The organism is Novipirellula aureliae, assembly GCF_007860185.1.
Taxonomy (GTDB): Bacteria; Planctomycetota; Planctomycetia; order Pirellulales; family Pirellulaceae; genus Novipirellula_A; species Novipirellula_A aureliae.
The window spans coordinates 98924-125848 of the sequence record NZ_SJPY01000005.1; the positions used below are offsets into that span (position 1 = coordinate 98924).

Genomic DNA, 26925 nt, shown 5'->3' on the forward strand with positions numbered 1-26925 from the left:
TTCAATGGTCGTTTGTTTTCATCCGCCAAATCGGTCCCCAATCGATTCTCGTCACCATTGTGGTCGGGGGTTTCATGACGGAATCATCGTAGCGAGCCACCAGTGTAGAAACCATACTGGCAAGCCGCCAGACGGCAGCAGAAAACATCAACGAGGTCGTTAGTGCTCGTGCTCTTGACTGGGGAGCCGGAAAACTTCGACCAGTTTTCCGATCGGGGCGCCGATCGCAGCAAAGTGAAGACCATCGGGGGAGAATGCGACATATTTGACATAGCCGCTGTCCCCCATGGGATACTCTCGAAGTTGCTTTCCTGTTTCCGTGTCCCAAATGGAAACCTTGCCTAAACCACCGCTAACGAGCAGTTCCCCACTCGGTGAAAAGGAGGCGGACCAGGCGATCTCTTTTCCCTTGCTGGTACTTGGCTGCTGTCCAGATTGGGTCTGGAAATAGTGAATGTCGTAGGTTCGCCCCGATGCGATCAAGCTTCCATCGGACGAGATCGCGGCCGATTGTCCACTACCTCTCGATAGCGACGTCCTTTGAATGATTTTGCGTTTATTTATGTCAATCACTGCTGCAATTTGGCCATCGGTGACAATCGCTTGCCCGCCATAACGACTGAAGCGAGTTGCACCCAACGAGCCAAAATTGAAGTCGTTGAATCGGGCTAGCACTTTGCCGGTATCAATATCCCAAAGACAAGCGACGGATGACGAATGAGTCGTCAAGACATGTTGGTTGTCCGGCGACACGACGATCGATTTGATCTCTCCTTTGAAAATCGAAAATTGACGCTCCGGTTTCAATTCGCCCTTGCCGTCAAACTGCCAAACCAGAACATTGCCGTCGTAGGCGCCGGCAAGTAACCGTTTGCCATCGGGCGAAAACGTTAAAGCAGACCGACTGCCGCCATCGAGTTTGTACAGCGTTTTGGTTGATGCCTCGATGTCCATCACCGTGACATTGTCACTGCCGAGAGTCACTAAGTACGCACCATCGTTTGAAAACGCCAACCCCTTGTAACCCCAACGATCCGACCGAAATTGGCCAACCGACCCTGATCGTGTCAGCTCATCGATATCGACCGTCACCTTTGGCTGAGCTGGCGATGACGCAGGTTGCAGCAACTTGCTTTTTGGCAAGCGGGCCCTAACCTGCGATTCATATTTGGGGATCCCAGCAAGGTAGGTAAGGTCCGCACTGCTCAACCTCTCGAGCGGCACCGAGCTGACTTGGCCATCGGACTTTTCTAAATAGACCTTGCCTTGGCGCACCGTGACCAGTTCCGCTTCGACTTTGAACTGGCCTGTCTGGTCGGTCCATGTTCGACCGAGCGCAGCAGGCACGAAAGAAAGAGCGACGATGTAGATGGTCGTAAAGACTCGAATCATTGGGGCGGCCGTCATTGGTCTGGGTCGAATAGGTTCAAATTGGTTGACTCGGATACCGCCTTGACACTTTGGAACGGCGGATCTTCCACAGCAGCGGAAGGCGTCGTCGGCTGCGACCGAAACGCGGAGTTCTTCGAAGTACTCGATGATTCTTGCATTCTAGCTTGCTTCCGCTGTTGACTCGCTAGACGTTCTTTTGCCAGCACCGATTCAGCGACGAGTCGATAGTTCATTTTGACCGGAATTTGCAGTGTGACGTTGTCCTGATTCACCGTGATCGTCATCTTGTAATCCATGTCCAACATCCGGCCTGAGCGAGGATCAAATTTCCCGGTTCCCGATCCAATCACGCAGAGTGGCAATGAGTCCTCGGACTCACCATTCACCCTCAGCGCATAAGACTTCTTTACCTCGATCGCGTCAGGTAGTATTTTGCCGAGCACGACAGTTGTCGATTCGGTACCCAGTAAGACTTTGGACGTCGTCGATGTTGGGGGGGGATGCCGCATCCAAGGTGGACGGCTGCGTGATGTGTAGCCGCCGAACTCATAAGGGCCGAGCGAAGAATTTCGAGGTTGGCTATCTGGTAACGGGATCAATACGAGAGCACTCGAAACCGTGCGGCCCGGTGCCGTGCTCGGTAACATTTCGATGCCAACCGAACAGGCCCTGCCGAGCATTAACGGCAGCATTCCTTCGGCGCTGTCGTCTAGCATTTCACCCGACGCATCGACCAGCAACTTTCCTGAAAAATGCCCGTTGTTAGTGGACGCGGGATGAAAGATCCCACTATTCGAGACGGCCGTTTCAAACCAGTAGCCTGAGTACTCCAGTTCACGCGGTAGAACCATCCCGACACCGCGAGGTCCCGTGGTGACTTTTAGAAACACGGTTGCAGGACGGACCCGATCAACAATGTCGGGGCCTGGCATTGGATTGGCTAGATCATCAACGTCAACGGGAACGCCCAATTCTTTGGCAATCTCAATCACCTTGTTCGACGGGATTGCGAACCCAACTTCCGAGATACCAGCCCCAGAGAGTAGTGAACTGGTGACGCCGACAAGTCGTCCCGAATCATCGACCAACGGTCCACCGCTGTTCCCTGGATTGACGGTCGCATCGAGTTGCAATCCGTCGACTCCATCGGGACCACCACGTCCCGAGACCTCTCCCTTGGTTACTTTGATCGATTCGCCTAAAACGTCGGACAATGGATAACCGATCGCACGGATTTCCTGTCCCAACCGAACATGATCCGAATTGGCAAGCTTTAAATAAGGAAGTCCGGTCTCGTCGAGCCGAAGCACGGCCAGGTCATTCGCAAGATCCAGTTTGATAACCGTCGCATCTAGCGACAATTCCCCAATCAATGCCTGAATGCTCGTTGCACCTTTCACGACATGGGCACACGTCACCACAATGCCTTGCGGATGAATCACAAACCCACTTCCTGTGCCGACGTCCCTCTGGTCGGCGTCGAGTTGATGCTCCGCCGCTAAGTCTTTCGGCGGCTTGCCTGTTTCCTGAAATGTGTTGCGACCACGATATCCAATTTTCCGTGAACCCAATTGGGCTTCAATCTCGAAATCGTAAGCCAGTTTGCTGTCAGTGTCCCAGGAATACTTGATAGCTGATTCGGTACGTTCGAGTGATTCGGGAACATTGGGCCCGAGCGCGGGAAGGTCGTTCGATAGACGAATGTCCGTCCCATCCGAGGCGATGGGGTCGTCGGAACGAGCTAAATCAACCGTACCTATCGGAGCGCTTTTGCCAATACGTTCAGGGGCGTTCTCAGGAGTGCTTTGCGACGATGAAGCGGGTTCTGCATCGGCTTCTTCAACCGTCGGCACCTCCGCGTGAACCACTTCCGCGGTAGTCTGGCGAGACGGCAATGGCGTTTGTTGCGAATGACCCTCAGCAAGAATGCTGTAGAGCTTCCATCCCGCAAACGAGACAAGCCCCAGTCCGAGTAGGGCGAATAGAAGGAAGCCAGTAATAACGAGCAGCACCAAAGTCTTTCGGTTGTCGCGAGTCGTGTTCCTCGTCATCTCTACTTCCACGGGTTCATTGTTTTGCATCGGAAAGTAGCCTCAGTGCTTTCTCACAGCTTGATTTTAGGATTGCTAGAAAGTCGCTGGGGCATCTTGCCTCTGTACGCTGCGGTTGGAAGCCACAGCCACGAAAGATTCTTACCCCCGTCCAGATTGTAGCAGATTTTGAGAGTGGGTATTAATCGTTGATTCTATTGCGTTTTGCATACGGGGCGACGGCGAGACAGACGGCGAGACAAACGGCGAGACAAACGCAACGGCGATCGTACTCGCTTGTGGGCGAAACGGCAGACGATCACGCATTTGGCCAATCAACGCCGCGATGAATCATTCGGCTCACCTTGATCGGTGCGGCTTGATCGGTGCGGCTTGATCGGTGCGGCTTGATCGGTGCGGCTTGATCGGTGCGGCTTGATCGGTGCGGCTTGATCTGGCGTTTGGCGATAGCGGCCTGCTGATTTAATCGGTTTGACTCGACTTATTGTTTAACGCCAAGCCATAGGCGACCGCTTATGGAAAAGCTGACGCCTTCGGCTAAGCGTTAAACGAATAAATCAGCAGGCCGATAGCCACGACTCTTCCGGTTGTTTGCTCTACGTTCGGGGCGTCCTGTGCCGTACGATGTTCCACAAATAGATTGCCCTGGATGTAAGCAGCAAATGCGGACTTTGCGACCCGCAGCGTAGCAGGTGAAAGTGAAGTGTTCGCAATGGTGAATCGAAAGTGATCCCAGGCTACAAAGGGTGGCTCGAAGACGTTACCGAACGGATTGATTTTACCAGGTTGAATCGACCGATGAAGAGAATCGCGTGATTCTTCTCGCCCCTCGATAGCGATCATAGGCTTTTTTTGTAAAGCGAACCGCCCGTTGTTCTTTCACGCATTTATCGAAGAGATCCCTTCGTTTGAGTCACGGCAGTGGCGGTACATTGAGCACCTCGACGGGCTCGGGTTGGCGGTTGGAGGCAGTCTCCGAATCGCCATACCAGTACATCCCCACGCCGTAGCCCATGTCGCAATCGTTCCAGGACCAGACCTCCATATCCAATTGCAATGACTTGGAAAACGGTATCGTATCCAATGCTCGCGTCCGTGTTTCGGTGCTGTAACCCTGCGTGTTTCTCTCTGCGGCGTCTTGTTTGCGGTTCAGCTTATTGTACTGATGGCAAAACGGCTGGGCGTGGAAGGGGTGCTCATAAAAATCGGTACTGATTCCACCCCAAGAGTACGCATAGTAATCCTCCGTTCCGGTTCCAAACAGAGACGGGAAACTCTCTCCATCGACAAAGATCTTTTCGTCGCCCTCGCCCCACCATTTTGCAACTGGATTCATAATCGTCAGGGTGTCCCCCACGTAAACACCTCGCCCTTTGAGTGAAACGTAATTCCAATCCGAGTAGGGTCGAGTCGGGACCGGATACTGGCCGCGCCAGCCCGCATGAAAGTACATACTGCGATCATCCCAATCCCAATCGCCTACAGTCGCGGACAAGTCCACCTGAACCGGTTGCTCGCCAAGATTGACGACTGCAACGGTAGCGTTTTCCTGGTAGGGCATTACCCAGCGGCTGGTCAAGGTGCCATCGTCGGATACCGTGCGATACCACCCCTGGAACGGGTTCAGTCCGATACCGCAACCAAAGAAGTCTCCAATCGGGCACCACACCGTTTCCTTGCCGTCAAAATCGATCTTGAGTACAACGGAGCGAGTGACCTCTGGATCCTCGTAACTGCCCAATTTCACGGAGAGCCTCCGTACGGCGGCTTCGCCCGAGGGGAGCCTTAACGCTGCCTCTGAATTCGGTTCTAAAGTGGCGGATTTCGATAGGACATCCGCCGCCTTGCCGCCCGATCGAACTTCTTGGTGGGTTCCAGAATCGGGGCTTTGCAGCGTCTTGCACGTGGACTGAATCAGCGGTTTGGCAGCTTCGAAATCCTGCTTCGTGAACGTTTTGACCTGAGTTCCTTCGGCATAATCACGGTAGGTGAACTGAAAGAAGAAGGGATGATCGGACATCGTTACCTTGCACCCTTTGGCGTAGGGGATCGGAAAGAACGAAACCGCTGACCGTAACGACTCATGGGCCAAAGGGTATGGCACTAGCCCCTTGCCTTGGAACAGAGAGAACATGTTGCCCTCCAAGGCTGGCTCGGTTTCACCATCGAGGTAGAAGCGAATGATGATCTTCGAATTGGGATTCTGCTGACCACGCCAAGGGACCCAAATCCGAGTGATGGCACCGGATCCTTGTTCTTCCATCACTACCCATTCTTTCCGTCCGTCGACCTCTTCCATCCGCACGAAATTGTGATGCTGATTGTTCGTGTTCCGATCAAAGTTGTTGAACCAGCCTTTGGGTTCTTCCGGTGTTTGGGAAGCGCGGTTGTAACTGCTGGCCTGTTTGAGTCGGAAATCGGTTGCAGGAAACCGTGCAACCGCATCACGGTCGATCATTTCTTGAAGCAGCGACTCAATGGTTACCGTTTCGGCAGCCCATGTCATCGAAGTGGATGCAATGCTGGAAAGCGTGAACACTACGATCGGTAAAAAGGATTTCATTGTTCGAAAACTTTCAAGGGGTATCGTTTCGGAGGACATTGGGCAGCGGATAGCCTAACCGCAATCCGCTTCACGAGTGCTTTGTCAGAGCTTGATTTTGGCTTGGCAAACTAGTGGCTGGGGCATCTTGCCTCCGTAAGCTGCGGCGGGAAGCCACGGCCACGCAAGATGCTTACCCTGCTTCTTCGTTGTGACAAAGCGCTCGTAGCAGAATTTTTTTATTATGCACGGATCGGAAGCGAAATCCACTCCCCCCCATTCGACAGCGGCGCTGCGACGCCATCGGATGATGCTTTGAGCGCTCCAGGATGGGAATGTGGCATTCTGAACGCTAGCTCCTCAATCGCTTCGCCGATCAGTGGGCCTCTAACCAATTTTTTCCGATACCCATTTCGACGACGATTGGAACGCTCATCGGCATCGCCGATTTCATTGCCGCTTCGATCACTGGCATCACCGCGGCCTGTTCCGATTTCAACATGTCGAAGACGATTTCGTCGTGCACACTTAACAGCATCTTGGTTTCAAACTTGCCATCGCGGAGGGCTCGATGAACGTTAATCATTGCCAACTTCAGCATATCGGCAGCGGTACCTTGAATGGGGCTGTTCATTGCCAATCGTTCCGCGGCGCTGACGACGGTACGGTTACGCGAATTGATGTCGCGAATATACCGTCGACGTCCGGATTGAGTCGCGACGTACCCATGTTCTTTAGCAAAAGCAATCGTTTGGTCGATGTATTGTTGGACGCCGGGGTACTTGTCGAAGTAGTTCTTGATGAGCTCGTTCGCCTCGCTACGAGGGATGTTCAAGCGTTGTTGTAAGCCAAAACCAGAGATACCGTAGATAATCCCAAAGTTCACCGTTTTGGCTTTGTCTCGCATTTCACGAGTCACTTCATCGAGTTCGACTTTATAGACTTTACTGGCAGTGACACTGTGGATGTCCTCTCCGCTACGAAACGCATCTTGCATCGCTTCGTCACCGCTGAGTTCCGCCATCACGCGAAGTTCTATTTGCGAATAGTCCGCTGAGAGAAGCAAATGGTTCTCGTCACGTGGCACGAACGCGGCACGGATTTCACGTCCGCGTTGCTTTCGCACAGGAATGGTTTGCAAGTTTGGATCGTTCGATTGAATTCGTCCTGTCGATGTCCAAATCTGATCGTATCGAGTATGCAAGCGACCGGTACGTGAATTGACCGCCAACGGCAATTGATCGACGTAAACCGACTTCAGCTTCCGAGCGTTGCGGTAGTCCAATATGTCAGCAATGATGGGATGACGATTGGCAAGTCGCTCCAATTCCGCTTCGCGAGTCGAGTATTGCCCGGTGGCCGTCTTCTTTGGATTGTCTTCCAATTGAAGCTCTTCATACAACACGACCCCCAATTGTTTGGGCGAATCGATATTGAACTCGTGCCCGGTTGCTGCGAAAATCTTGTTTTGAAGATCTTCGATCTCCCCGCCAAGGTGGTCGCTGTACTCGCCTAACGCTTCGGTATCGAGCCGGATGCCTTCATACTCCATATCGACCAATACTCGCACCAATGGAAACTCGATGTTGAAGCAAACATCACGCGTTTCGGATTGTTCCAAGTCCGAACGCAACACCGACGCCACTTGGAAGGTCACATCCGCGTCTTCACAAGCGTACTCGGCTACCTGGTCGATGGGGACGTCCCGCATGTTTATCTGGTCTTTCCCCTTGGGGCCGATCAGATCGCTAGTGGGAATCGGACGATAACCGAGATACAACGTCGAAAGGTAGTCGAGCCCATGACGCATCTCGGGCTCTTTCATGGCGTGAGCCAACATGGTGTCGAACAGTTCGCCACGAACCTGGATGCCATGCCACCGTAGCAACGTCATGTCATACTTTAAGTTGTGGCCCACCTTTTCGATCGATTGATCTTCGAAAAGCGGACGAAACTCATCGATCATCGATTGCATTTCATTGGCATCACTTGGGCAAACGACATAATAGGCTTGATGAGGTTCGATGCAAAATGAGATGCCAAGTGGGATCGCTTCGCGAGCGTCAAGTGAGGTGGTTTCGGTGTCAAAGCAAAATGATTTCTGTTGCTTCAATCGATTGATCAAGTCGGCACGCTGTTCAGCAGTGCGGATCGTCATGTATTGATGAGGTACATCGTGAATCGTCTTTTCCCCGACAGGCTCGTCAAATAACGAAGCTTGAATCTCGGATTCCCGTTTCTCTCGGACCACGGCTGCTCTGGCGGACGCAGCTGAAAACGTCTTGCCAAAGACACGCTTACCAATGGCATCGAATTCCAATTCGATCATGAATGCCTTGAGAGCTTCGGTATCGAACGACTTCCACGCCAGTGATTCGATATCAACGCTGTGTGGCACATCCAATTGAATCGTCACCAGCCGTTTGCTCATCGCTGCTTGATCACGGTGTTCCGCGATATTCTGTTTCTGTTTTCCCTTCAGATCATCGAGATTCTGATACAAATTGTCGATGGAACCGTACTTGGCAATCAGTTTTTGAGCCGTCTTGGGACCGATGCCGGGGACTCCCGGGATATTGTCGGAGGCATCGCCCATCAATCCGAGGATATCGATAACTTGGTCGACTCGCTCGATGTCCCATTTATCCAAGACCTCTTGAACACCGAAGATTTCCGCATCGCCTCCCTTTCGGCCGGGTTTCAGAACATAGATATCGTCGGTAACCAATTGGTCGTAATCTTTGTCGGGGGTTACCATCCAAGTTTTGTAACCTCTATCGGCGGCTTGATGTGCCAAAGTACCAATCACGTCGTCCGCTTCGTAACCCGGTCTGCGAATCGTCGTAATGTTCATCGCTTCGAACAAACGATCGATCAGCGGCAATTGGATGGCGATGTCCTCAGGCATCTGATCACGCTGCGCCTTGTACTCCGGAAACATCTCGTGACGAGCGGTTGGATCGGAGGTATCGAACGCGGCTGCCAAATGAGTCGGTTCTTCGCGTTTGATTAGATCGAGAACGGTGTTAAGAACTCCGAACACGGCTGAGGTACACACCCCACCGGAGGTAAATCGAGGGCTACGTACGAGCGCAAAGTGCGCTCGATATGTCAACGCCATACCGTCGAGCAAAAACAGCTTTTTTTCGGCACACTCGGGGACGGAGCTTTCCGCCGTTTGGTCGTCGTCGGTATCGTCTTCGGGAAATAGATCGAGGGTCATAGAGTCTTCTTTAAAAAGCTATACCGCGTGAGCAACGCCCCGCGATTCGGCATGAAAATCGTGAGACCGTGTGGGCACTCCCCTACGATCCAAAAAACGTATGCGGCCCGCTGGACACGCGGTTAAACAGGGTCTCTTAATCAATTTCAACCTGGACTTCGATCCGATCTTCACGCTCGCGAACAGGAAAGGTTTTCTGTAACGGTTTACGATTGATCGTTTGAATCCCGGTCGGGATTTCGTATTGCCATCCATGCCACGGACAAGTGACACAGCCATGTTCGACCCTGCCCTGAGCGACCGGGCCGCCTTGATGAGCACAAACGCCGTCGATTGCAAATAGATCACCATTGAGACGGAAAACGGCGATGATTTCGCTATCCGCAATCACTTCGATACCGGCTCCGTCCGAGCAATCTTCCGATGCAGCAACATCGATCCACTTCTTCGTCATTTGGTTCGCTCGTTGTTGGGGAATATGGGTTGAAGAAAGTGTACCGAACCAGAACCAACCGCTGCAATGGCTGGGGTGGAGCCTTCGAGCGATTCCGCGAGACGCAGGAAGAGCCAAGTGGCATAGCGAATGCTCCCAACTCCTTTGCTCCCAACTCCTTTGCTCCCAACTCCTTTGCTCCCAACTCTTACGTTAAACCAAAAGTACACTGGCCATGCTCAACACGAGAAAGAAGCCACACATATCGGTAACGGTTGTCAAGATCGGGCCGGACGCGATCGCTGGATCGAAATGGAACCGTTTCATCAAGAGGGGAACCATTCCACCGATCGAAACGGCAACCATTGTGTTGAGGCACAAGGCTCCACCGACAACGATTCCTAACATCACGTCGGCCTTCCAAAAAAACGCTGCGGCTCCAACCAGCATGCCGAGACACATGCCGTTGATCGCTCCCACGGAAATCTCCTTTCCCCAAACTCGCATCAATTCAGCCGGACGGATCAGCCCGAGCGACAACTCACGCATACTGACCGCGACGGCTTGGTTCCCGCTACAACCACTCATGTCAGAGATAATCGGCAGAAAAACGGCCAGTGCGATCACGGACGAAAGTGTGTCCTGGTACATCGCAATCACGCTGGCGGCGAGAATATTGAGCAGGATATTGACGCTGAGCCACGACAACCGCCGACGAGCCCGTTCGAATACCGGCAGACTACGAATCTCTTCACCGCCAATAATCCCTTGCGATTTCAAATAGTCACTGCGGTCATGTGCTGCTATCGCATGCTCAAGCGACGACCGCTGAACAACCCCAAGTAATTCTTGGGACTCGTTGACAACCGGGATGCCAAGAAAACTGTGGTTGTCAAAGACGTCCTCCAAAGCGCTTAGCTGGGTCCTGTCGGTAACGGAAATCGGATCCTTGATCATGAGTTCGAAGAGCGGAGTCGATCTCTTGGCGAGAAACAAATCTCGCATCGGCAGCACGCCTACCAACCGCTTTCCATCAACAACAAAACTGTATTGAACATCGATATCACGATATTCCTCGCTGTGCTCGGCGAGATCGTCAAAGACGGCTTGGACGGTCGATGTCGACTCGAAAGCCAACAATTCAGTAACCATCAAACCACCTGCGGAGTCCGGTTCGTAGCGGCACAGCTCTTTTGTCTCTTCCGCTTCCACCGGTGACATTGCCTGCAGAATATCGAAGGCGGATTGAGCATCGAGCCCCGCAATCAAGTCGGCTCTCACATCACTTGTTAATTCCTCAAGAATCGATGCGGCAACGTCAGGAGTAAGCTGTTCGAGAATTTCGGCCGCCTGCTGTTCCAGCAAATGCTCGATCAAATCGGCTGCCGCTTCGGTCGGCAACTCGCCAACCGCTGCCGACCGTTCCTCTTCAGGCATGCGGTCAAGTACGACCGCGGCGTCGTTGACAGCATCCGATTCAATCAACCCCCGAAGCTCCTCTGCATTCTCTTGGGCGGTGACGAGGTCGGAATCGGCAGTATCGGTTTCGGCTAAATTCATTGAGTTATTACGAGGATATCCGGGCAGCAAATTGAGTATCGAGCAACTCCCTTCGAGGAGGAGAGTGCAGATGATACCATCGAAACAGAGTCACGCAACGATCGTCTCGCTCGCATCGATCCTCCCTTGCCACAAATCGCTTTGCCCGCAAAATCATTTCAGATCAATCACAATCGACGCCTCGCCCTCCGTAGCCGGCTCTTTGGGCAACCCGACGTTTGGGAGGACACGAGGATGAATAACAAAGTGGTCCTGTGAAATCGTAGGGTTCCAAACGACTCCAAACGAAGACGTCTTCTAGGGTTCGCTGCTTCTAGGATTCGCTGCTCGAATTATGTGAAAATGAAGACTTTATTCGCTAATCACACCAACTTTTACCCTCATGGCGAAACGAATGCTTTGTCCAGATTTAACTTTCAGGTGCGGTATTACGTGACGGGAGCTTCCCGCCCCAGTTCTGCGGCTGGAATCCACAGTCACAGCAAAACGCAACCTCGAAAGTTCCATTTTTGACGAAGCACTCGTCGACCGCGAATAACGAGCTTTCAGCGAGTTTTTCGCACAACTGCCCGTCCTCCACTTGTTCCGACGGGTCAGCAATCACCGCACGCCCCTCTTCAAACTGCGTTTGGGGGGGAAGAATGGCGGCCATCAGCGAGAAGTGTCGAAATGGGCAACCTTTCTCGATTAAGCATGTCAAATGCGTCAAGTGCTTTATTGACGCCGAGCCTTTTTCTCCTGATACGTTAACGTATCGAGAACAACGCTCACACGGCGATGATCCGATCCCGTCAACCGACCAATTCGATGCTCAGTGCAAACGATATCGTTGCTGATCATCACATGGTCGATGACGAGACCAAACGGGAACAGTGGATAACGATACCAAGTTGGAGTCAGGTCAAACCGGCTTCCCACTCGTTGCAGTTTAGTGGCGGTTTGAAGCTCATTGAAGTGTGGCGACCATGGTGTCAAATTGAAATCACCCAACAATACAATCGGTGAATCCACCTGTTTCGAACCAAACGCCTTGATACGAGTCGCTAGTTGTGTCAATTGCTCATTTCGTAATCGCTGCTGCACTTCACCGATCGGTGGCAAAGGGTGAGTTGCATACAATCGCAACGAGCGCCCGTTTGGCACCTGAATCGTCGCGGCGATCGATTGGATATCGGTGTTTAATGTAAAGCGGTCGACTTCCTCCATCGGAAACCGAGAAAACACTCCGATTCCAAAATCCCCTCGGACTTCTGTATGCATCGTTATGTAAGGATGTCCGAACTGGAACAAGCCCGGCTGAAGCAAAATAGACGAACGATGAAACTCAGACATCAAGCAGTTATAGCCAACGCTTGTGACATCCATGAACGAAAAGAATTCCTAGCTTGCTCCGGACGTGGTCGCTCCCCTAAATCTATTGCCGTCCAAGCTTTTCACGTTCATCCTGTTCTGCTTCTGAGATCCCAACGAAGATGAACGGTAGATTGATCAAAATTGCGAGTAGAAAAGTCGCTGCAGCAGCAATACCAACAATCGCCCAATCAAAAAAAGCGGCAGCAAGGATAAAGGTTCCTATTGCCAATGCCGTGAAAATCTTTAATGCCATTGCAATGCCAGCGGTTTCGGCGTCCAACTCGATCTCTTCGTCGGCTATTTCCGTTTGGCCAGTTCTGCGCAGTTCCGATCTCCGCGACCGTTGTTCGCAAAAATTGACCAAGGCCAAAGCCACGTAGACGACTGGGATCGGCAAGGCAGCTAGATACGCTGCTGGGCGAAGAAACAGAAACAATAGAATCGTCGCAACGATTAAGCCCATCAAGATGACACGCAACCCAATCTGCCAATGATGTGACATTCGATGTGCATCCGTGTCACATAAACAATGCCCAAATTTCGAATCTTCGCTCGTTGTCGTACTCATTTGAATACTCCTAATTTTTGTAGCACGGCGGCTTTCCACCGTGCGCTATCTGATTTTCACGGTGGCGACCACCGTGCGACGCACAAGTGACCGTGCGACGCACAAGTGACCGTGCGACGCACAAGTGACCGTGCGACGCACAAGTGACCGTGCGAATACGGTTCCGTTTGATCCTGTCGCTGCCTCACCAATAACCGTTTCATTCACCCACCCACTAATCTTACGGCAAGTAACAAACCGATCCCGAGACTAAACGCTGCGAAGTGAAGTACGTTTGTCTTGATACTGTGATGATGTTTGATCTCGGGAATCAAATCCGCAGCACCGATGTACAAGAAGTTTCCTGCCGCGAACGGAACCAAGAACACAACATTGATCTGGTCCGACACCGCGTAGGCCAAAATGCCTCCCGCCAAGAAGGTCGCCGAGCAAAAGAAATTGAAGATCAATGCCTTCGTTGTTGTCCATCCGCCATGCACCAAGACTCCAAAATCGCCGAGTTCTTGGGGTACTTCATGAGCCGCGGCAACTAACCATGCAGTGATGCCCAAACGCACGTCCACCATAAAACTGGCGGCGACAAACATGCCTCCGATCAGATTGTGAATTGCGTCGGCAATCAAAATCAAGTAGGTCAACGGAGGCGTGTCGTCCGCTGTTGCGTTGTGAGTGTGATGCCAATGCAGAAATTGCTCTAATGCCAAGAACAGCATAAAACCAGCCAACAACCAAAGGTAGATCGCCAGAGAATTGTGCATCTTGTCTACGGCTTCAGGAATCATGTGAAGTACCGCACCGCCAATCAATGACCCCGCGGCAAAGGCAACCAACGGCAAGAGTAACTTGTCGAGTGTCTCCTTTTTGATTACCAGCGTCACCGTACCCACTAATGAGATCACACTCATTGCGATGCTAGAGACCACGATCCATGCGAGTGTCGTCAACTTAGGCCCCCATCAGCGGCCAAACGAACGACATCAAAGCTCGAAACGATTCCCAACAAGCTCATCTGTTCGCCTACAATCGGTACATGATGCACATGGTTTTCCAACATCAACTTCGCCACCTGTTGAAGTGTATCATTGGGCGCAGCGGTTGCAGGAACGGGCGTCATCGCAGTAGCTACCTTGTCGGTACCAAATGTATGCTGAATCATCTCGCTAACCCAGAAGCAGTCCTCATACATCGGAAAGTCCACTTTCAGTGTCTGGCTAGCTGTTTGGAGACGCCCAAGCAAATCACTGACCGACAAAATTCCTACAAGACAATCGGATTTGTCAACAACCGGAACCGCCGAAATCTGATTCTGCTTCAAAATCTCGATTGCATCATACACGGTGTCGCTCTCCATAACTTTCCGCGGGTCTCGCTGCATGAATTCTTCAACATGCGTCTGCAGTTTTTGTTTTTCGGCGTTCATTCTCGATACCTCCGAAACAGAATCATACTCATGCCCCCTAGCGTGGCAAAACAAGACTTCGTTACTGCAACATTGCAATGATCATGCCGCCAGCAATATTATTGATACGGAGGAAACGAATATGTTTGTCGACACCAAAGTTGCCCACATCCGCACACCCTAAGTGTCGTTTTCGCACACGTTTATGAGCATGGCGATCACTGGAGTTCTTCCTGGCCAATGGTCTTTCTTACCGCTGTCTGGGGTGAAGCGTCCGCAAAATGTTGATCCAGCAAGGGTCAATCAACCACCGCGCTAGCCCCATCGATGATTCCGGTTATCATAGCGTCTTCATTTCTCCATCCGCGAACCCGATTCAAACGATGCAAACGTTTCCTGGCGACGCCAAGCAGTCGACGCCATCGTCCTTTGCGACGTCGGCATCTCTCCTTCATCGAGTCCAAGCGAACGACCAGACCGCTTGGTCTCGTTTGGTGGATTTATATGGTGTGATGGTGTACCGCTGGGCGGTTCGAGGTGGGCTATCGCACGATGATGCCGCCGATGTCATGCAGGACGTTTTCATGGCGGTTGCCGGCGCAATTCGCCGTTTTGATCTGGCGGCAAAGGGCAAGTTCCGCGCTTGGTTATGGACGATCACACGCAACAAGATCAATGATCATTTTCGTAGAAACGTGGCACGCGAGATCGCTCGGGGCGGTTCCACTGAACTGAACCGGATGAGCCAGATTCCCGAGAGTTGGACTGACAATTTGCCTGACAATTGGGATGAGAATGCTTCACCGATCAATCGAAGCGAAGTCGATTCGCTCTATCGACGAGCGATGCAATTGATCGAAGGCGATTTCCAACCGCAAACCTGGCGAGCATTCTATCTGTCCGTGGTTGAGCAGAAGTCGACCGACGAGGTTGCTCGCGAATTGAACTTGTCGCCCAATAGTGTTCGGCAAGCCAAGTCGAGGGTGCTGCGGCGGCTGCGTGCCGAGTTGGATGTGGATCGGTAAATTTCCTGTCACACCTTTACGTGATTGATTGTAGCGATCTGAATTGTAGCGATCTGGTACGATATATCATTCACTGTGGAGAAATAAACCGTGATGACTGCACCCAAATGCCCGACCCAAAGCAAACTGATTGATTATCTTTTGGGAAATGTGTCGGGCGACGATTGGCATCGAATCGCGGAACACTTGGATTCCTGTGAACATTGTGAGGCGACGATTTCCGCTCTCGATGGCGAATCGGATACGCTGATCGAATCACTACGTAGGCCCGATATTAACGATGAAATCGAGTCAGAGGCGTATCAACGTGCTGTCCAGGGTGCCGTGGCAGCTTGGAGCGAATCAGCAGCCAAGTCAATGGTTCCATCCGTCAAACTGCGAGATTATGAGCTGATCGAGCCAATCGGATGCGGCGGAATGGCGACCGTTTACCGAGCGATCCATACACGACTAAATCGTGAAGTGGCGATCAAAGTTTTACCTGCTCGTCTGCTACACGATGGCGGTCGAGTGGCCCGTTTTCAACGAGAGATGCAGGCCGTCGGTTCGCTTCGTCATCACGCAATCGTCCAGGCAACCGATGGTGGTGAGGTCGATGGCGTTCACTTCTTGGTGATGGAGATCGTCGATGGCCTCGACTGCAATAAATTGTCTCGGTTGACTGGCCAGTGGTCGATCGAGAACGCTTGTCGACTAGCCCATCAAACCGCTTTGGGGATGGCTCATGTTCACGAATTCGGAATGGTTCATCGCGACTTGAAACCGTCCAACTTGATGGTCACTCGCGATGGGGAGGTCAAGATTTTGGATCTTGGCTTGGCACGTATCGCCAGCGAACCGACCGTTGAGGATGAGCTGACCACGGTGGGCCAGCTAATGGGGACTCTTGACTACATGGCTCCGGAACAATTGGAAGACTCGCACGTTGCGGATCAGCGGTCCGATATCTACTCACTCGGCGCGACGCTCTTCAAACTGCTGACCGGCGTAGCTCCTCGGGCTGGTGCACCGCGTGAAAGCGTGCTGACAAAAATTCGACGTATCTCATCGGAGCCAGCGGTTTCGATCGCTTTGCGTCGTGGTGACTTGCCGGGCGAATTGGTCCTGCTCGTTGATTCGATGCTTTCCGCTTCGCCTGTGGATCGCCCCAAGTCGATGAATGAAGTGGTCGAGCGGATCGAGGGATTGGCTCAGGATAGCGATTTAGGATCGTTAGTCAGCGAAGCGGAGAAGATCGAGCAATCCGTTGGTCAGGAACGCGAAGCGTCGGTGGGTCCGTTGCCGAGCGAAAGATCGACTCCGAAGGTGCTTCCGGTTGTATCCGAAGCCAATGGCAAGCCACCTCGTCGGACATTGCCGTGGATCATTGCAGCGGCAGGTTCAATGGCCGCGTTTGTCTTGGGTGCTGTGATTATTTTGCAAACGAGTTCGGGGCAATTGGTGATCGAAACCGCTTCGCCCGATGTGGAAGTACGTCTGTTGAAGTCGGGACACCCGCATCAGAACATGACGTTGACGGATCATGCACAAACATTCCGGCTCGGTGCGGGTGAGTACGAGATCGAGATTGTCAGTGATGCGGACGGTTTGGTGGTCGAAAATGGTCACTACACGTTGCGGAGGGGAGAAACGTGGCTGGCAAAAGTTGGTCCGAAGGATAAACGCAGCGAGCTCGGAGAGCACGCCGACACTACGAAGGTTGACCCGAACCAGCCGACTTATCAAGACAAAACAATTGACGAGTGGATCGATCTTTTGGGACGTGAACGCAGTCCCGAACAATTGGTTCACGCAACGAAGGCGTTCGAGCGACTGGCTGAACCAGCACGCGTTGGCGATGCCGTTGCGGCATTGGTCCAGGTCGTGTCGTATCAAGATGACGATGATACATACACGAGCGGTGGGACGGACACGAACGTCGTCTATGCGGTGCAGGAGTACTTGGCTAAACAGGATCAGCAAACCGTTGCTGACATGTTGACAAGGAAACTCGGTGACGGCAGTGACCGCGAAAAACAATTCATTCTGAAGTATCTCAATGGATACACCGCTCGAATAAAAGGCAAGGTCCGCGATTCCTATTTGCCATTGTTAGCGAGCCTATGGGACGACGATTCATTCACGGGTCGAGAGGAATTGTTGTTTGCTCTGATCAACTATGCACCGGCCGACACACTCCTTCCAAGGCTAGTAAATGCCCTTGATAACAAAGAAGCTTTTATTCGTCTGATGGCTGCGGATGAGTTGATTAAGCGAGACGTACACGCTGACGCGGTCGTTGCGACGCTGAGCGAGATTTTAGCACGTGACAAGCAGTCAGCATACCGATTAAAAGCTGCATGGAGTCTTGGCGATCTTGGACCCAAAGCTGCGTCGGCGTACCCATTGTTAGTCAGTATCGTGCAAAGTGATGATGCCGATTTGGATGTAGATGTCCATTCTTTCTTCGCGGGTCCGAAGTCGATGACCACAATCAAAGATGCCTCTATCGGCGCGTTGGCAAAAATCGGCAACATGGATGCGTTTCCCATTCTGTTTGACCAGTGGAAAACGCGACTCGATTCGGCTAATGACGGCCGCGGTACCCATAGCGCAGAATCGGTCGCCAAAGCAATCGAAGCGCTTTCTGGTATGAAACCAAGGGTTAAAGTGGTCAGTCGGGTAAGGACGATCTACTGGACGATCGAAGGAGTGTCATTAACCCTTATCTATCGTGCTACATTTAATCATACCGTTTCCTCCCCGGTTTCCCCGACTTGGGCCGAAAAACTGCTAGCGGTCGAGGAAGATGTTCCAGTAGAAGATTTGATCGGTTATGCGAATCATGTCGACCCACGCCCCGATGCTGCTCAAGCGAAGTTGCAAGTTGAGTTGATCTTGCTGTTGGCAAAGTATCAACAGGCCAGCGAAACATTGGCGACTTTGTTGCGACACGCCGAAGGGATTAGCCGCAGAAGTCAAACGGAAAATACGGCTGCTAAGTCGAATCGTTCTGATGCGGCCAAAGTCTTCGAGGAAGCAGCAGAAACGTGGATTCGTGAACAGGAAGACCAACCCGAATCGCTACTGGAGCAGCTTGTTCAGTCTTGTGAAGCAGGGTCAACGACTTCCTGCGATGTTGCACTTAAACTGCTCGATCGGATGGATCGAAAAATGCAAACTCGTGCAATCGCCAGTGCACTCCTGTTCGGTGTCCAATACGCAAACGACGATCAATTTGTCGTCGAAACGGTCGTGTCGTGGCATAAGAACAAAGAGAACCGGCAACAAGTCAATGAATTCATGCGCACTACTAAATCCATTTCTTGGTCCCATATTGCACGCTTTCTTTTTCAAAACGGGCTTGCCGATGATGACACCCGAGCGATCGTGTTGGATCGATTCAAGGAATACTCCAACATTCGCAATCTTGTGCTCACGGACATATTGCAATCGCTTGAAGTCCATCCTGAAAATGTTGATTTCGTCATCGAGCTGTTAAGGCATCCAGCACTCGACGTCGTCAAGAGCGATGATGGAGCGTCCGTGCGCGCGAGTCACTACCTGCCGCAACTGGAGTTCGTTCCCGAAGATCATCGCCAAGCATTCGTCCCCTGGCTAGAGGAACTCAGAAAATCCGCCAACAAAGCCGAGTCGGAAGCTGCCAACGCCTGGTTGAAACTCTGGCGTCCTGAATTGGGCTTTGAGTAGCTAGCCCGGATGATTCATGGGCTTGCAAATTGTTTTGCTAATGTCAACGCCTTCAAGCGTTGACGTTCATTGCTCGAAAAACAGTCTGCGTATTAGCCGGGCTAGAGCGTGGGAAATCAATCGTTCATCGTCTGGCGACGGTAGCTATCCAAACACGTGCGGCACACGAATTGCTTGATATTCGACCTCCCCCAAAGGCGGGCAGAAGAAGGCAAGGTGGATCGCTGTTCATGAGCTCTGTGCAACTTCGCACATGTTTCGTTTCGGAAAGAATCAAAAAGTCACACTCGGCCCCAGTCTAGCGAACCGTTCACGGTGTCGATGCGTTCGAAGTAGAATTCGATGACGCTTCCAATTCATTCTCGGGAGGGAATCAAGCAATGCAGGATTTATCCGCGATTCGACAGCGTCTGCAGCACGATCTTCGAGAACAGATCCAGCGGGTCGAGAACTTCGAAAATCGCTTGCGGCAACCAGGGGACGAGGATTGGGAGGAACAAGCTACGCAGCGGTCCAATGATGAAGTGCTGCAATCGCTGAGTGTTCAAGCTCACGAAGAGATCGAACAAATTCGGCGCGCGATCAGTCGTATTGATGAGGGCAGCTACGGACGGTGTGCCAGGTGCGACAAGCCAATATCCCAGGCGCGGTTAGAGCTAATGCCCTACACAACCACATGTGTTGATTGCGCATAGAAAATCAAAAGGCGGAAAATCAAAAGGCGGAAAATCAAAAGGCGGCGAAGCGGATAGAACTCGGTGGTCCCCCGCCGTATGATTGTCATCCATCAGCACGGTGGGGACCGCCGTGCTACGCTGAAAAGGTGAGTAAAATGAAACTGCAACCGGTACCGAATACCAATGATCTAATGAAAGTCGTAACTCACACGGTCGCTCCCGAGACTCGCTTGGCAGACGTGATCGACTATCTGACGCGTTGCGGCGTGTCCAGCGTGTTAGTGGTCCGGGAGGAAAATGGCAAGCGAGTCTTGTTGGGCTTGCTCTCGGAAGGTGACTGTTTAGAGCATCTTAGCAATGAACTGTTTTACGGATCGCCCATGCCGATCCAAACGGCGGCTACGATTATGAAACGGCATCCGTTGTGCGTCACGACGGACACTGATGTTTTCGCATTGTCTTCGATCTTTGTTAGCCACAACTATCATTACTTGCCAGTCATTGAAGGACAATTTCTTGTTGGGATCGTTTGTCGAAGTGACGTGCTGCGATCATTGGACGAGTATTATCGTCAGTGGGTGAAACTGCACGATGATGAACGAACACCGATCGATGTTCATGAAATCATGAACCATCGGTTTCTAGTCAAAGTGTGATCCATCCATTCCGTTCATCTATCCGAGCCAACCGCGATCGCCGATTGGATCAGGTCAACGATCGCTCCCAAGCCGAAGCCGCTTTCCGCTCCGAGAGCAGAGCGACGGCTGCAGCGTGATGCCGCTATCCGCTCGGAGGACGTCGATTGTGTTAAGAACCATTAAACTCCAACGGAATCAACATCTTAACCACCTCCACCGAGCGAATTAACCACCTCCACCGAGCGAAGCTTGGGGGAGGTCGCAACGGGCCGCCTCCCTCGCGAACGCCTTAAGGGTGTCGCTCGACTTCCTCCCAAACTTCGTTTGAGGGAGGTTGTTTCGCTCTGTAATACAATCGGCGTCCCGAAAGCTGAGCGACAATCGCGGCGATAACGGTTGATCCGTATCTTGGCAAAGATCTTTGACGCGGCTACTGCGGCTTTCGCCAGTCATGAAGACTCGGTAGAATCTGGCAATGTCAAAATTCAGCCGCGGCCATCAATCGCGATTTGCTTGAGACGTGGCGGAGCTTGTTGTGAATTTCGATTGCAAGTTTATTAATCTGCGCACAAAAAAGTATCGAACAACATGAAAGCACTTGTCAAACGTCACCCTCAAGTGGGTTTGTGGATGGAAGACGTTCCAATGCCGGACGTCGGTGTTAACGATGTGCTCATTCGTGTTGACCGAACCGGAATCTGCGGAACCGACGTTCATATCTATTCGTGGGATGAATGGGCACAAAAAACCATCCCCGTGCCAATGGTTGTTGGACACGAATTTGTGGGTGAGATTGTCGAGGTAGGATCGAATGTGATCGATTTTCGTATCGGGGATCTCGTCAGCGGTGAAGGGCACGTGGTTTGTGGTCGCTGCCGAAACTGTTTGGCTGGGCGGAGACACTTATGTGCTCACACCATGGGAGTTGGTGTGAACCGTCAGGGGGCATTTGCAGAGTACGTTGCCCTTCCAATGACGAACGTTTGGGTCCACGATCCCAACATTGACCGCGATGTTGCTTCGGTTTTTGATCCACTTGGAAATGCCGTTCATACTGCGCTATCCTTTCCGTTAATCGGTGAAGACGTGCTGATCACTGGCGCCGGTCCCATTGGTTGCATGGCCACGGCGGTCGCACAATATGCGGGTGCCCGCTATGTTGTCACAACCGACGTGAATCCATGGAGGTTAGCTCTTGCCAAAAAGATGGGAGCCACTCGCGTGGTAGATGTTCGCACGGAATCCTTACGGGGCGTCATGGATGAACTTGACATGAAAGAGGGCTTTGACGTGGGACTCGAGATGTCGGGCAATGCTGACGCATTTCGTTCAATGCTCGAGACCATGTGCCACGGCGGAAAGGTGGCGATGCTGGGAATTCCAGCAAAGGGAATGGCGATCGACTGGAACTTGGTCGTGTTCAACATGTTGAACATCAAGGGGATCTATGGCCGCGAAATGTACGAAACGTGGTACAAAATGACGGTCATGGTCCAAGGTGGGCTCGACGTCAATTCAGTGATCACCCATCGCTACGATTGCGATGACTTTGAGTCAGGTTTCAAAACAATGATGTCCGGCGAATCCGGAAAAGTGATTCTAAAGTGGTAAAAGTGGTAAACGCAATGTCACATGTCAATAAACTGATCGACGTCACATCACAAACGCTTGACCAGATTCGTGGTGACGGATTGTACAAATCCGAACGCATCATCACGACACCTCAAAGTGGCCATGTGGAGGTAAATTCGGGCAACCCCGTTCTTAACCTATGCGCCAACAATTATTTAGGTTTGGCTAACCATCCGCGGGTGGTCCAGGCTGCCCGCGAGTCGCTTGATCAATGGGGTTATGGGCTTGCCTCGGTTCGGTTTATTTGCGGCACACAATCGATCCATCGACAACTGGAAAATCGTCTTTCGGAGTTTCTTGGAACCGAGGATACGATCCTTTACGGCTCTTGCTTTGACGCCAATGGTGGATTGTTCGAAACACTGTTGTCGGACCAGGATGCGATCATTTCCGATTCACTGAACCATGCTTCCATCATCGACGGCATTCGCCTTTGCAAGGCGAATCGTTATCGCTACGCCAATTGCGACATGGCTGACTTAGAGGCACAACTGAAGGCTGCTGCGGGCGACCGTGTCCGGTTGATTGCTACCGACGGTGTTTTCTCGATGGACGGATCGATCGCCCGACTTGAACAAATTTGCGAGTTGGCAGATCGCTATGATGCCTCGGTTATGATTGACGAGTGCCACGCAACCGGGTTCCTGGGAAAGACCGGCCGCGGAACTCATGAACATTGTGGCGTAATGGGGCGGATCGACGTGATCACGGGAACGCTCGGTAAAGCTCTCGGGGGCGCAAGCGGAGGTTTCACGAGTGGTCGCAAGGAGATTATCGAACTTCTCCGTCAGCGTTCACGACCTTACCTGTTTTCTAACTCCGTTGCCCCACCGCTGGTTGCGGGCGGACTCGAAGCGATCGACTTGTTGATGGAATCGACGGAATTGCGAGATCGATTGATGAACAACGCTACCTTCTTTCGCGAAGGGATGACGCGTTGTGGCTTTGACCTGTTGCCAGGCGAACATCCGATCACTCCGGTGATGCTTGGGGATGCGCGGCTGGCGACCGAGATGTCTCAACGACTACTCGAAAAAGGTGTCTATGTGGTAGGGTTTTCCCACCCCGTGGTCCCCAAGGGGCTCGCGCGTATTCGAACACAAGTCTCCGCCGCTCACTCAACCGACGACTTGCAGTTTGCCATCGATTGCTTTGCTGCTGTGAAGCAGGAATTGGGTATCTGAGGGAGCGAGCTGGATTGAGAGCGGAGCACTTCAAGGCAACGCTTTGACTGAATCGATCACCTGTTGGTCATGGCCGTCCACTTTCACTCGTTTCCAAACGTGGGCAACCTTACCGGAAGAATCGATGAGGTACGTTGACCGCTGAATCCCCATCGATTTTTTGCCGTACATGTTTTTTTCCCGCCATGCTCCGTACTTTTCAGACATAGCGTGATCAGCGTCGACTAAGAGAGGAAACGGGAGCGAGTGTTTGTCTCTAAACTTCGTGTGGCTCTCGGCACTATCGGTACTGACACCAAATAATTGAGCACCTAGCTCCTTTAACTCATCATAGCGGTCGCGAAACGCACATGCTTCTTTGGTGCATCCAGGCGTATTGTCGCGTGGGTAGAAGTAGATCACAACAGGCTTGCCTTTCAACTCAGACAGTTTTACTTTGTTGCCTGAATCGTCTTGAAGCGTGAATGCAGGGGCTTTTCGCCCAGGTTCTAACCAATCAGCCATAACCGAAATACCTTTTTTGGGGGGAAGTGGGAAAGAATTATGCGTGTAAAAGAACTCTCGATGTGTTTTCCGATTTTTTCCGAATCTTTCGCCCTACACAAGGCTCCTTTGGGCTGTCGCGGTGAATGCTTCTGGGCCATCGCAAAAAAAAGAACGATCTGTTACTCTCATAGTTAGTTGTTGAAACAATGAATTCGATAAACCTATCCATGAATAACGCGTCCTCTCGAACCATCTATAACGTCCCCAACGCGCTTACCAGCGCGCGGTTTGCCTTGGCAATTGCTGTCATGGTTTTGATCCCGCTCGGTTATTTCGGATCGGCCATGGTGGTGTTTTTAATCGCAGCATCCACCGATTGGATGGACGGCTATTGGGCTCGAAAGTACGGGCAAGTGACCAAGGTGGGGCGGATTTTTGATCCCTTTGTTGATAAAATAATCATTTGCGGTTCGTTCATCGCTTTGGTCGAAGTTGCGGGATCAGGAATCGCGTCGTGGATGGCGACCATCGTCGTGGCGCGAGAACTATTGGTAACAAGTTTGCGAGGGATTATTGAAGGCGGTGGTGGCGATTTTTCGGCAAGCCAACTCGGTAAATGGAAAATGGTCCTGCAATGTGCTGCTGTGGTCTCCGTGCTGCTATGCTTGAGGTACCAACCTGCAGAAATGTGGCTACAGAGGACAACGACTGTCATCATTTGGTCAGCCGTTTTGCTGACGGTCTATTCGGGTTATGACTACGTCCTGGCTGCCGCTCGCGTGATGCGAAAACAAGACGATGCTTGATGGACCTCGGTGCTAATTGATGGAAACACAGTTCGCAGCCATCATCGGGGCGATCGTTATCGCCGGCCTTGTCGGTGCCGTCGTTTTATGGACACGCACACTGTCTCGAATCGGGGCTTCGGACAAACCTTGGTACGAATCGATACTGGCCACCGAAACCGGAGAGCGACCTTTTTGGACCGTCTTTGACTTTCTACTTGCCATTGGGTTGAGTCTCGTTTTCACGATATTCCTGCAAGCTGCCTTTCTATCGCTTGGTTGGATTTCTCGGCCTGCTCCAGATCAACCGGTTGATTCCTCGGCAATCATTGCCGGTTTAGCAGCCCAATCGATTGCGGGGCCCCTGGCTGTCTTCGCAACGATTGGTTGGCTGCGACTGATACGTAAAGATGCCCTGCAGCAATTAGGTTTTGCTTGGAAGGCGGGCGATTTTCAATTGGGACTGAAATGGTCGCTGATGCTCATCCCCGTCGTGCTAATGATCAGTAGCGCGATCGCATTCCTTGTGCCATACCATCATCCAATACTCGAATCGCTCGCGGGGGCTAACAGCGTTTTATTGTTTGCTGTGTTGTTTGTTGGCACCGCGATTGTCACTCCTGTCGTCGAAGAATTCCTGTTTCGCGTGATGCTACAGGGAGGACTTCAGCGGATGGCGGATAGCGATGTTGTTGTCATGCGAACCGACGATACGCTTATCCAAAACAAAACGTTGCCGGAAGAGCATGCTAGCGATCCCCTCAACCCTTATCAGCCCGCAGAGGAAATCTCTTTACAGTCAACGCCCTCGGGCTGGAAGCCGTCAAGCTTCTGGCCAATCGTGGCGGCTAGCTTCGTGTTCGCGATGATGCACTGGGGGCAGGGTGCTGCGCCCATTCCCTTGTTCTTTTTATCGCTGGGACTGGGATTCCTTTATCGGCAAACCGGTCGCATTACAGGCCCCGTCATCGTTCACATTATGCTCAACAGTTTTACCTTGTCAGTCGAGTTCTTTCGACTTTGGGCAATAGGGGCGTAAGCTCTACAAGCGTAGCCGTTGAGGCGTTTGCCACGGTTTCGCTGAAAAACCGGGACGAACGCCCAAATGGCTAAGCTTGCCAACCCTCGGTTTGAATGGGTCGAAGCACTCGTGCTTTGCCACAACCAAGAATGAGGATAAGAATCTTTCGTGGCTGTGGCTTCCAGTCGCAGTTCGCTTTGCCAAGCCTAAAATCAAGCGGTGACAAAGCACGACGCCTAATAGAAGTTGTATTTGGAATTCTTCGGATCGAAGTCAGCATCGGTTAGGCCCACGTTCACCTTTACATCCAAGTAGGTGTATTCTTCAATCACATTCAATTCCCCACCCGGTCGACTCGGCCAGTCATAGGCCACGTAGCGAATCGGAATATTGTGGGCGTCGTCCATAAAGACCTGCGCTTGATGAAATTCGGCACCAGGCGTTTTGACGGGTTGCGTGACATGCAGCACCGTACAAGTACGGTCCTTGACTCGCGCATTTTTGCGAAACTCGCAAGTGACTCCTGGGCAATGCTTTGCCTGCTCACCCCGTTCAAGTAACTTCACCATCAAATTTTCGATACCAATTTCGGTCATCGGGTACCGTTGGCCCCGCATCGCCAACATGCCGGTCGGAGGTACCGTGACGGTCGGTAGGAATTTGCCTTTGAAACCGCCCTCATGAGCAACAATGTTTCCGTCGTTTTGGTTTTCAACGTAGATCACCTCGCGGCCTTGGACGGAGGAAGGTTTTAGGAAATTAAGGTAGACACTCAATGGCTGCGTGATCTGCCCACCACTCGTTTTCCGGTTTCGTACTTTGGCAAAAATATACTCGTGGCCACCGAGCGAATCGCCAACCCTTTCCCGTTTCACCAAAATGGCGGTGTAGTCATCAATCTGCTTGCGACTTTTCTCGAGTCCGTAGCGAGCCATTTCCATCGCCCGGTCGAGTGGGTGGGTCATCGGTGGCGGTTCAGCATTGGCAGCATTGGCGACACGGTGTACCGGCTCCACCAGTTCAGCTTCCTCGGCAAATAAGCGAGGTGCGGCCTGCGTCGCAGCGAGCGTTCCGATTAGAGCAAAGAAATTTCGGCGTGGAATAGTCATCAAAAGGTTCTCTCATTGGCGTGGGCGGTCCTCTGCCTACTTTCATCGCCGAAAACGACTCGACCCATGACCGCAACGGTGCCGAGGTGATAAGGGTACCGCAATCGATGGTTTCCGGATAATCCAACCAACCCCCATCTTCGTGCTACCTTAACCT

At 52.1% G+C, this 26925-nt stretch carries 22 protein-coding genes; 8 read left to right on the plus strand and 14 right to left on the minus strand.

All coding sequences use genetic code 11. The annotated features are described in order from the left end of the window. Positions 1-159: 159 nt before the first annotated feature. The 12 genes from Q31b_RS15300 to Q31b_RS15355 all read right to left on the minus strand — a co-directional run bounded on the left by Q31b_RS15300 (position 160) and on the right by Q31b_RS15355 (position 14542). Positions 160-1407, minus strand: coding sequence for an SHD1 domain-containing protein (locus tag Q31b_RS15300; protein ID WP_146600565.1), 1248 nt, complete (start codon positions 1405-1407; stop codon positions 160-162). Then, positions 1404-3473, minus strand: coding sequence for a S1C family serine protease (locus Q31b_RS15305; RefSeq protein ID WP_146600566.1), 2070 nt, complete (start codon positions 3471-3473; stop codon positions 1404-1406). The genes Q31b_RS15300 and Q31b_RS15305 overlap by 4 nt, the downstream gene beginning before the upstream one ends. A 507-nt stretch (positions 3474-3980) precedes the next feature. Next, positions 3981-4286, minus strand: a complete 306-nt coding sequence (locus tag Q31b_RS15310) for a hypothetical protein (protein WP_146600567.1) — start codon at positions 4284-4286, stop codon at positions 3981-3983. A 70-nt stretch (positions 4287-4356) separates the two neighbouring features. Further along, positions 4357-6006 (minus strand): glycoside hydrolase family 172 protein, encoded by a 1650-nt coding sequence (locus Q31b_RS15315; protein ID WP_231617604.1) that lies wholly within the window; start codon positions 6004-6006, stop codon positions 4357-4359. A 355-nt stretch (positions 6007-6361) separates the two neighbouring features. Continuing rightward, the gene (gene polA / locus Q31b_RS15320) at positions 6362-9208 is read right to left on the minus strand and encodes a DNA polymerase I (RefSeq protein ID WP_146600568.1); all 2847 of its coding nucleotides are present in this window, start codon (positions 9206-9208) and stop codon (positions 6362-6364) included. 136 nt (positions 9209-9344) lie between these two features. Then, complete coding sequence (locus tag Q31b_RS15325; protein WP_146600569.1) at positions 9345-9662, minus strand: Rieske (2Fe-2S) protein; 318 nt, start codon at positions 9660-9662, stop codon at positions 9345-9347. Between the two features lie 192 nt (positions 9663-9854). Continuing rightward, positions 9855-11201: a magnesium transporter gene (gene mgtE, locus Q31b_RS15330; protein ID WP_146600570.1), complete on the minus strand. Its 1347-nt coding sequence runs from the start codon at positions 11199-11201 to the stop codon at positions 9855-9857. A 409-nt stretch (positions 11202-11610) separates the two neighbouring features. Continuing rightward, complete coding sequence (locus Q31b_RS15335) at positions 11611-11853, minus strand: hypothetical protein (protein WP_146600571.1); 243 nt, start codon at positions 11851-11853, stop codon at positions 11611-11613. 62 nt (positions 11854-11915) lie between these two features. Continuing rightward, positions 11916-12461 carry an endonuclease/exonuclease/phosphatase family protein gene (locus Q31b_RS15340; protein ID WP_197171596.1) on the minus strand — a complete coding sequence of 182 codons (546 nt, stop codon included), beginning with the start codon at positions 12459-12461 and terminating at the stop codon, positions 11916-11918. A 154-nt stretch (positions 12462-12615) separates the two neighbouring features. Then, positions 12616-13122 carry a hypothetical protein gene (locus Q31b_RS15345; protein ID WP_231617605.1) on the minus strand — a complete coding sequence of 169 codons (507 nt, stop codon included), beginning with the start codon at positions 13120-13122 and terminating at the stop codon, positions 12616-12618. 203 nt (positions 13123-13325) lie between these two features. Continuing rightward, positions 13326-14066, minus strand: coding sequence for a ZIP family metal transporter (locus Q31b_RS15350; protein WP_146600573.1), 741 nt, complete (start codon positions 14064-14066; stop codon positions 13326-13328). After that, the gene (locus Q31b_RS15355; RefSeq protein ID WP_146600574.1) at positions 14063-14542 is read right to left on the minus strand and encodes a CBS domain-containing protein; all 480 of its coding nucleotides are present in this window, start codon (positions 14540-14542) and stop codon (positions 14063-14065) included. Before Q31b_RS15355 ends, Q31b_RS15350 begins: the two co-directional genes overlap by 4 nt. Positions 14543-14802: 260 nt before the next feature. Between Q31b_RS15355 and Q31b_RS15360 the strand changes: the two genes are divergently transcribed. From Q31b_RS15360 to kbl, 6 genes are all read left to right on the plus strand, one after another. Further along, entirely contained in the window at positions 14803-15546 is a 744-nt protein-coding gene (locus Q31b_RS15360; protein ID WP_146600575.1) for an RNA polymerase sigma factor, read from the plus strand. A 93-nt stretch (positions 15547-15639) separates the two neighbouring features. Next, complete coding sequence (locus Q31b_RS15365; RefSeq protein ID WP_231617653.1) at positions 15640-19236, plus strand: serine/threonine-protein kinase; 3597 nt, start codon at positions 15640-15642, stop codon at positions 19234-19236. Between the two features lie 380 nt (positions 19237-19616). Beyond that, the gene (locus Q31b_RS15370) at positions 19617-19931 is read left to right on the plus strand and encodes a TraR/DksA family transcriptional regulator (protein WP_146600577.1); all 315 of its coding nucleotides are present in this window, start codon (positions 19617-19619) and stop codon (positions 19929-19931) included. 173 nt (positions 19932-20104) lie between these two features. Next, positions 20105-20569 carry a CBS domain-containing protein gene (locus Q31b_RS15375; protein ID WP_197171599.1) on the plus strand — a complete coding sequence of 155 codons (465 nt, stop codon included), beginning with the start codon at positions 20105-20107 and terminating at the stop codon, positions 20567-20569. Positions 20570-21139: 570 nt separating this feature from the next. Then, positions 21140-22162, plus strand: coding sequence for an L-threonine 3-dehydrogenase (gene tdh / locus Q31b_RS15380; protein ID WP_146600579.1), 1023 nt, complete (start codon positions 21140-21142; stop codon positions 22160-22162). Between the two features lie 14 nt (positions 22163-22176). Next, positions 22177-23367, plus strand: coding sequence for a glycine C-acetyltransferase (gene kbl / locus Q31b_RS15385; RefSeq protein ID WP_146600580.1), 1191 nt, complete (start codon positions 22177-22179; stop codon positions 23365-23367). A 30-nt stretch (positions 23368-23397) separates the two neighbouring features. Here kbl and bcp read toward each other — a convergent pair whose 3' ends face one another. Continuing rightward, on the minus strand, positions 23398-23871 hold the full coding sequence (bcp, locus tag Q31b_RS15390; protein ID WP_146600581.1) for a thioredoxin-dependent thiol peroxidase: 474 nt from the start codon (positions 23869-23871) through the stop codon (positions 23398-23400). Between the two features lie 209 nt (positions 23872-24080). On the opposite strand from bcp, the gene pgsA reads away from it, so the two are divergent. Beyond that, positions 24081-24659 (plus strand): CDP-diacylglycerol--glycerol-3-phosphate 3-phosphatidyltransferase, encoded by a 579-nt coding sequence (pgsA, locus tag Q31b_RS15395; RefSeq protein WP_146600582.1) that lies wholly within the window; start codon positions 24081-24083, stop codon positions 24657-24659. A gap of 19 nt (positions 24660-24678) precedes the next feature. After that, complete coding sequence (locus Q31b_RS15400) at positions 24679-25677, plus strand: CPBP family intramembrane glutamic endopeptidase (RefSeq protein WP_146600583.1); 999 nt, start codon at positions 24679-24681, stop codon at positions 25675-25677. Between the two features lie 218 nt (positions 25678-25895). Here the strand turns inward: Q31b_RS15400 and Q31b_RS15405 are convergent, their stop codons facing one another. After that, positions 25896-26768 (minus strand): DUF1571 domain-containing protein, encoded by an 873-nt coding sequence (locus tag Q31b_RS15405; RefSeq protein WP_146600584.1) that lies wholly within the window; start codon positions 26766-26768, stop codon positions 25896-25898. Positions 26769-26925: the final 157 nt, after the last annotated feature.

Bases quoted from the DNA above. Each gene is read 5' to 3' on its own strand.
- Q31b_RS15300 (WP_146600565.1), bottom strand. From the start codon at position 1,407: ATGACGGCCGCCCCAATGATTCGAGTCTTTACGACCATCTACATCGTC.
- Q31b_RS15305 (WP_146600566.1), bottom strand. From the start codon at position 3,473: ATGCAAAACAATGAACCCGTGGAAGTAGAGATGACGAGGAACACGACT.
- Q31b_RS15310 (WP_146600567.1), bottom strand. From the start codon at position 4,286: ATGATCGCTATCGAGGGGCGAGAAGAATCACGCGATTCTCTTCATCGG.
- Q31b_RS15315 (WP_231617604.1), bottom strand. From the start codon at position 6,006: ATGAAATCCTTTTTACCGATCGTAGTGTTCACGCTTTCCAGCATTGCA.
- polA (WP_146600568.1), bottom strand. From the start codon at position 9,208: ATGACCCTCGATCTATTTCCCGAAGACGATACCGACGACGACCAAACG.
- Q31b_RS15325 (WP_146600569.1), bottom strand. From the start codon at position 9,662: ATGACGAAGAAGTGGATCGATGTTGCTGCATCGGAAGATTGCTCGGAC.
- mgtE (WP_146600570.1), bottom strand. From the start codon at position 11,201: ATGAATTTAGCCGAAACCGATACTGCCGATTCCGACCTCGTCACCGCC.
- Q31b_RS15335 (WP_146600571.1), bottom strand. From the start codon at position 11,853: ATGGCCGCCATTCTTCCCCCCCAAACGCAGTTTGAAGAGGGGCGTGCG.
- Q31b_RS15340 (WP_197171596.1), bottom strand. From the start codon at position 12,461: ATGCATACAGAAGTCCGAGGGGATTTTGGAATCGGAGTGTTTTCTCGG.
- Q31b_RS15345 (WP_231617605.1), bottom strand. From the start codon at position 13,122: ATGAGTACGACAACGAGCGAAGATTCGAAATTTGGGCATTGTTTATGT.
- Q31b_RS15355 (WP_146600574.1), bottom strand. From the start codon at position 14,542: ATGAACGCCGAAAAACAAAAACTGCAGACGCATGTTGAAGAATTCATG.
- Q31b_RS15360 (WP_146600575.1), top strand. From the start codon at position 14,803: ATGTTGATCCAGCAAGGGTCAATCAACCACCGCGCTAGCCCCATCGAT.
- Q31b_RS15365 (WP_231617653.1), top strand. From the start codon at position 15,640: ATGACTGCACCCAAATGCCCGACCCAAAGCAAACTGATTGATTATCTT.
- Q31b_RS15370 (WP_146600577.1), top strand. From the start codon at position 19,617: ATGCAGGATTTATCCGCGATTCGACAGCGTCTGCAGCACGATCTTCGA.
- Q31b_RS15375 (WP_197171599.1), top strand. From the start codon at position 20,105: ATGAAAGTCGTAACTCACACGGTCGCTCCCGAGACTCGCTTGGCAGAC.
- tdh (WP_146600579.1), top strand. From the start codon at position 21,140: ATGAAAGCACTTGTCAAACGTCACCCTCAAGTGGGTTTGTGGATGGAA.
- kbl (WP_146600580.1), top strand. From the start codon at position 22,177: ATGTCACATGTCAATAAACTGATCGACGTCACATCACAAACGCTTGAC.
- bcp (WP_146600581.1), bottom strand. From the start codon at position 23,871: ATGGCTGATTGGTTAGAACCTGGGCGAAAAGCCCCTGCATTCACGCTT.
- pgsA (WP_146600582.1), top strand. From the start codon at position 24,081: ATGAATAACGCGTCCTCTCGAACCATCTATAACGTCCCCAACGCGCTT.
- Q31b_RS15400 (WP_146600583.1), top strand. From the start codon at position 24,679: ATGGAAACACAGTTCGCAGCCATCATCGGGGCGATCGTTATCGCCGGC.
- Q31b_RS15405 (WP_146600584.1), bottom strand. From the start codon at position 26,768: ATGACTATTCCACGCCGAAATTTCTTTGCTCTAATCGGAACGCTCGCT.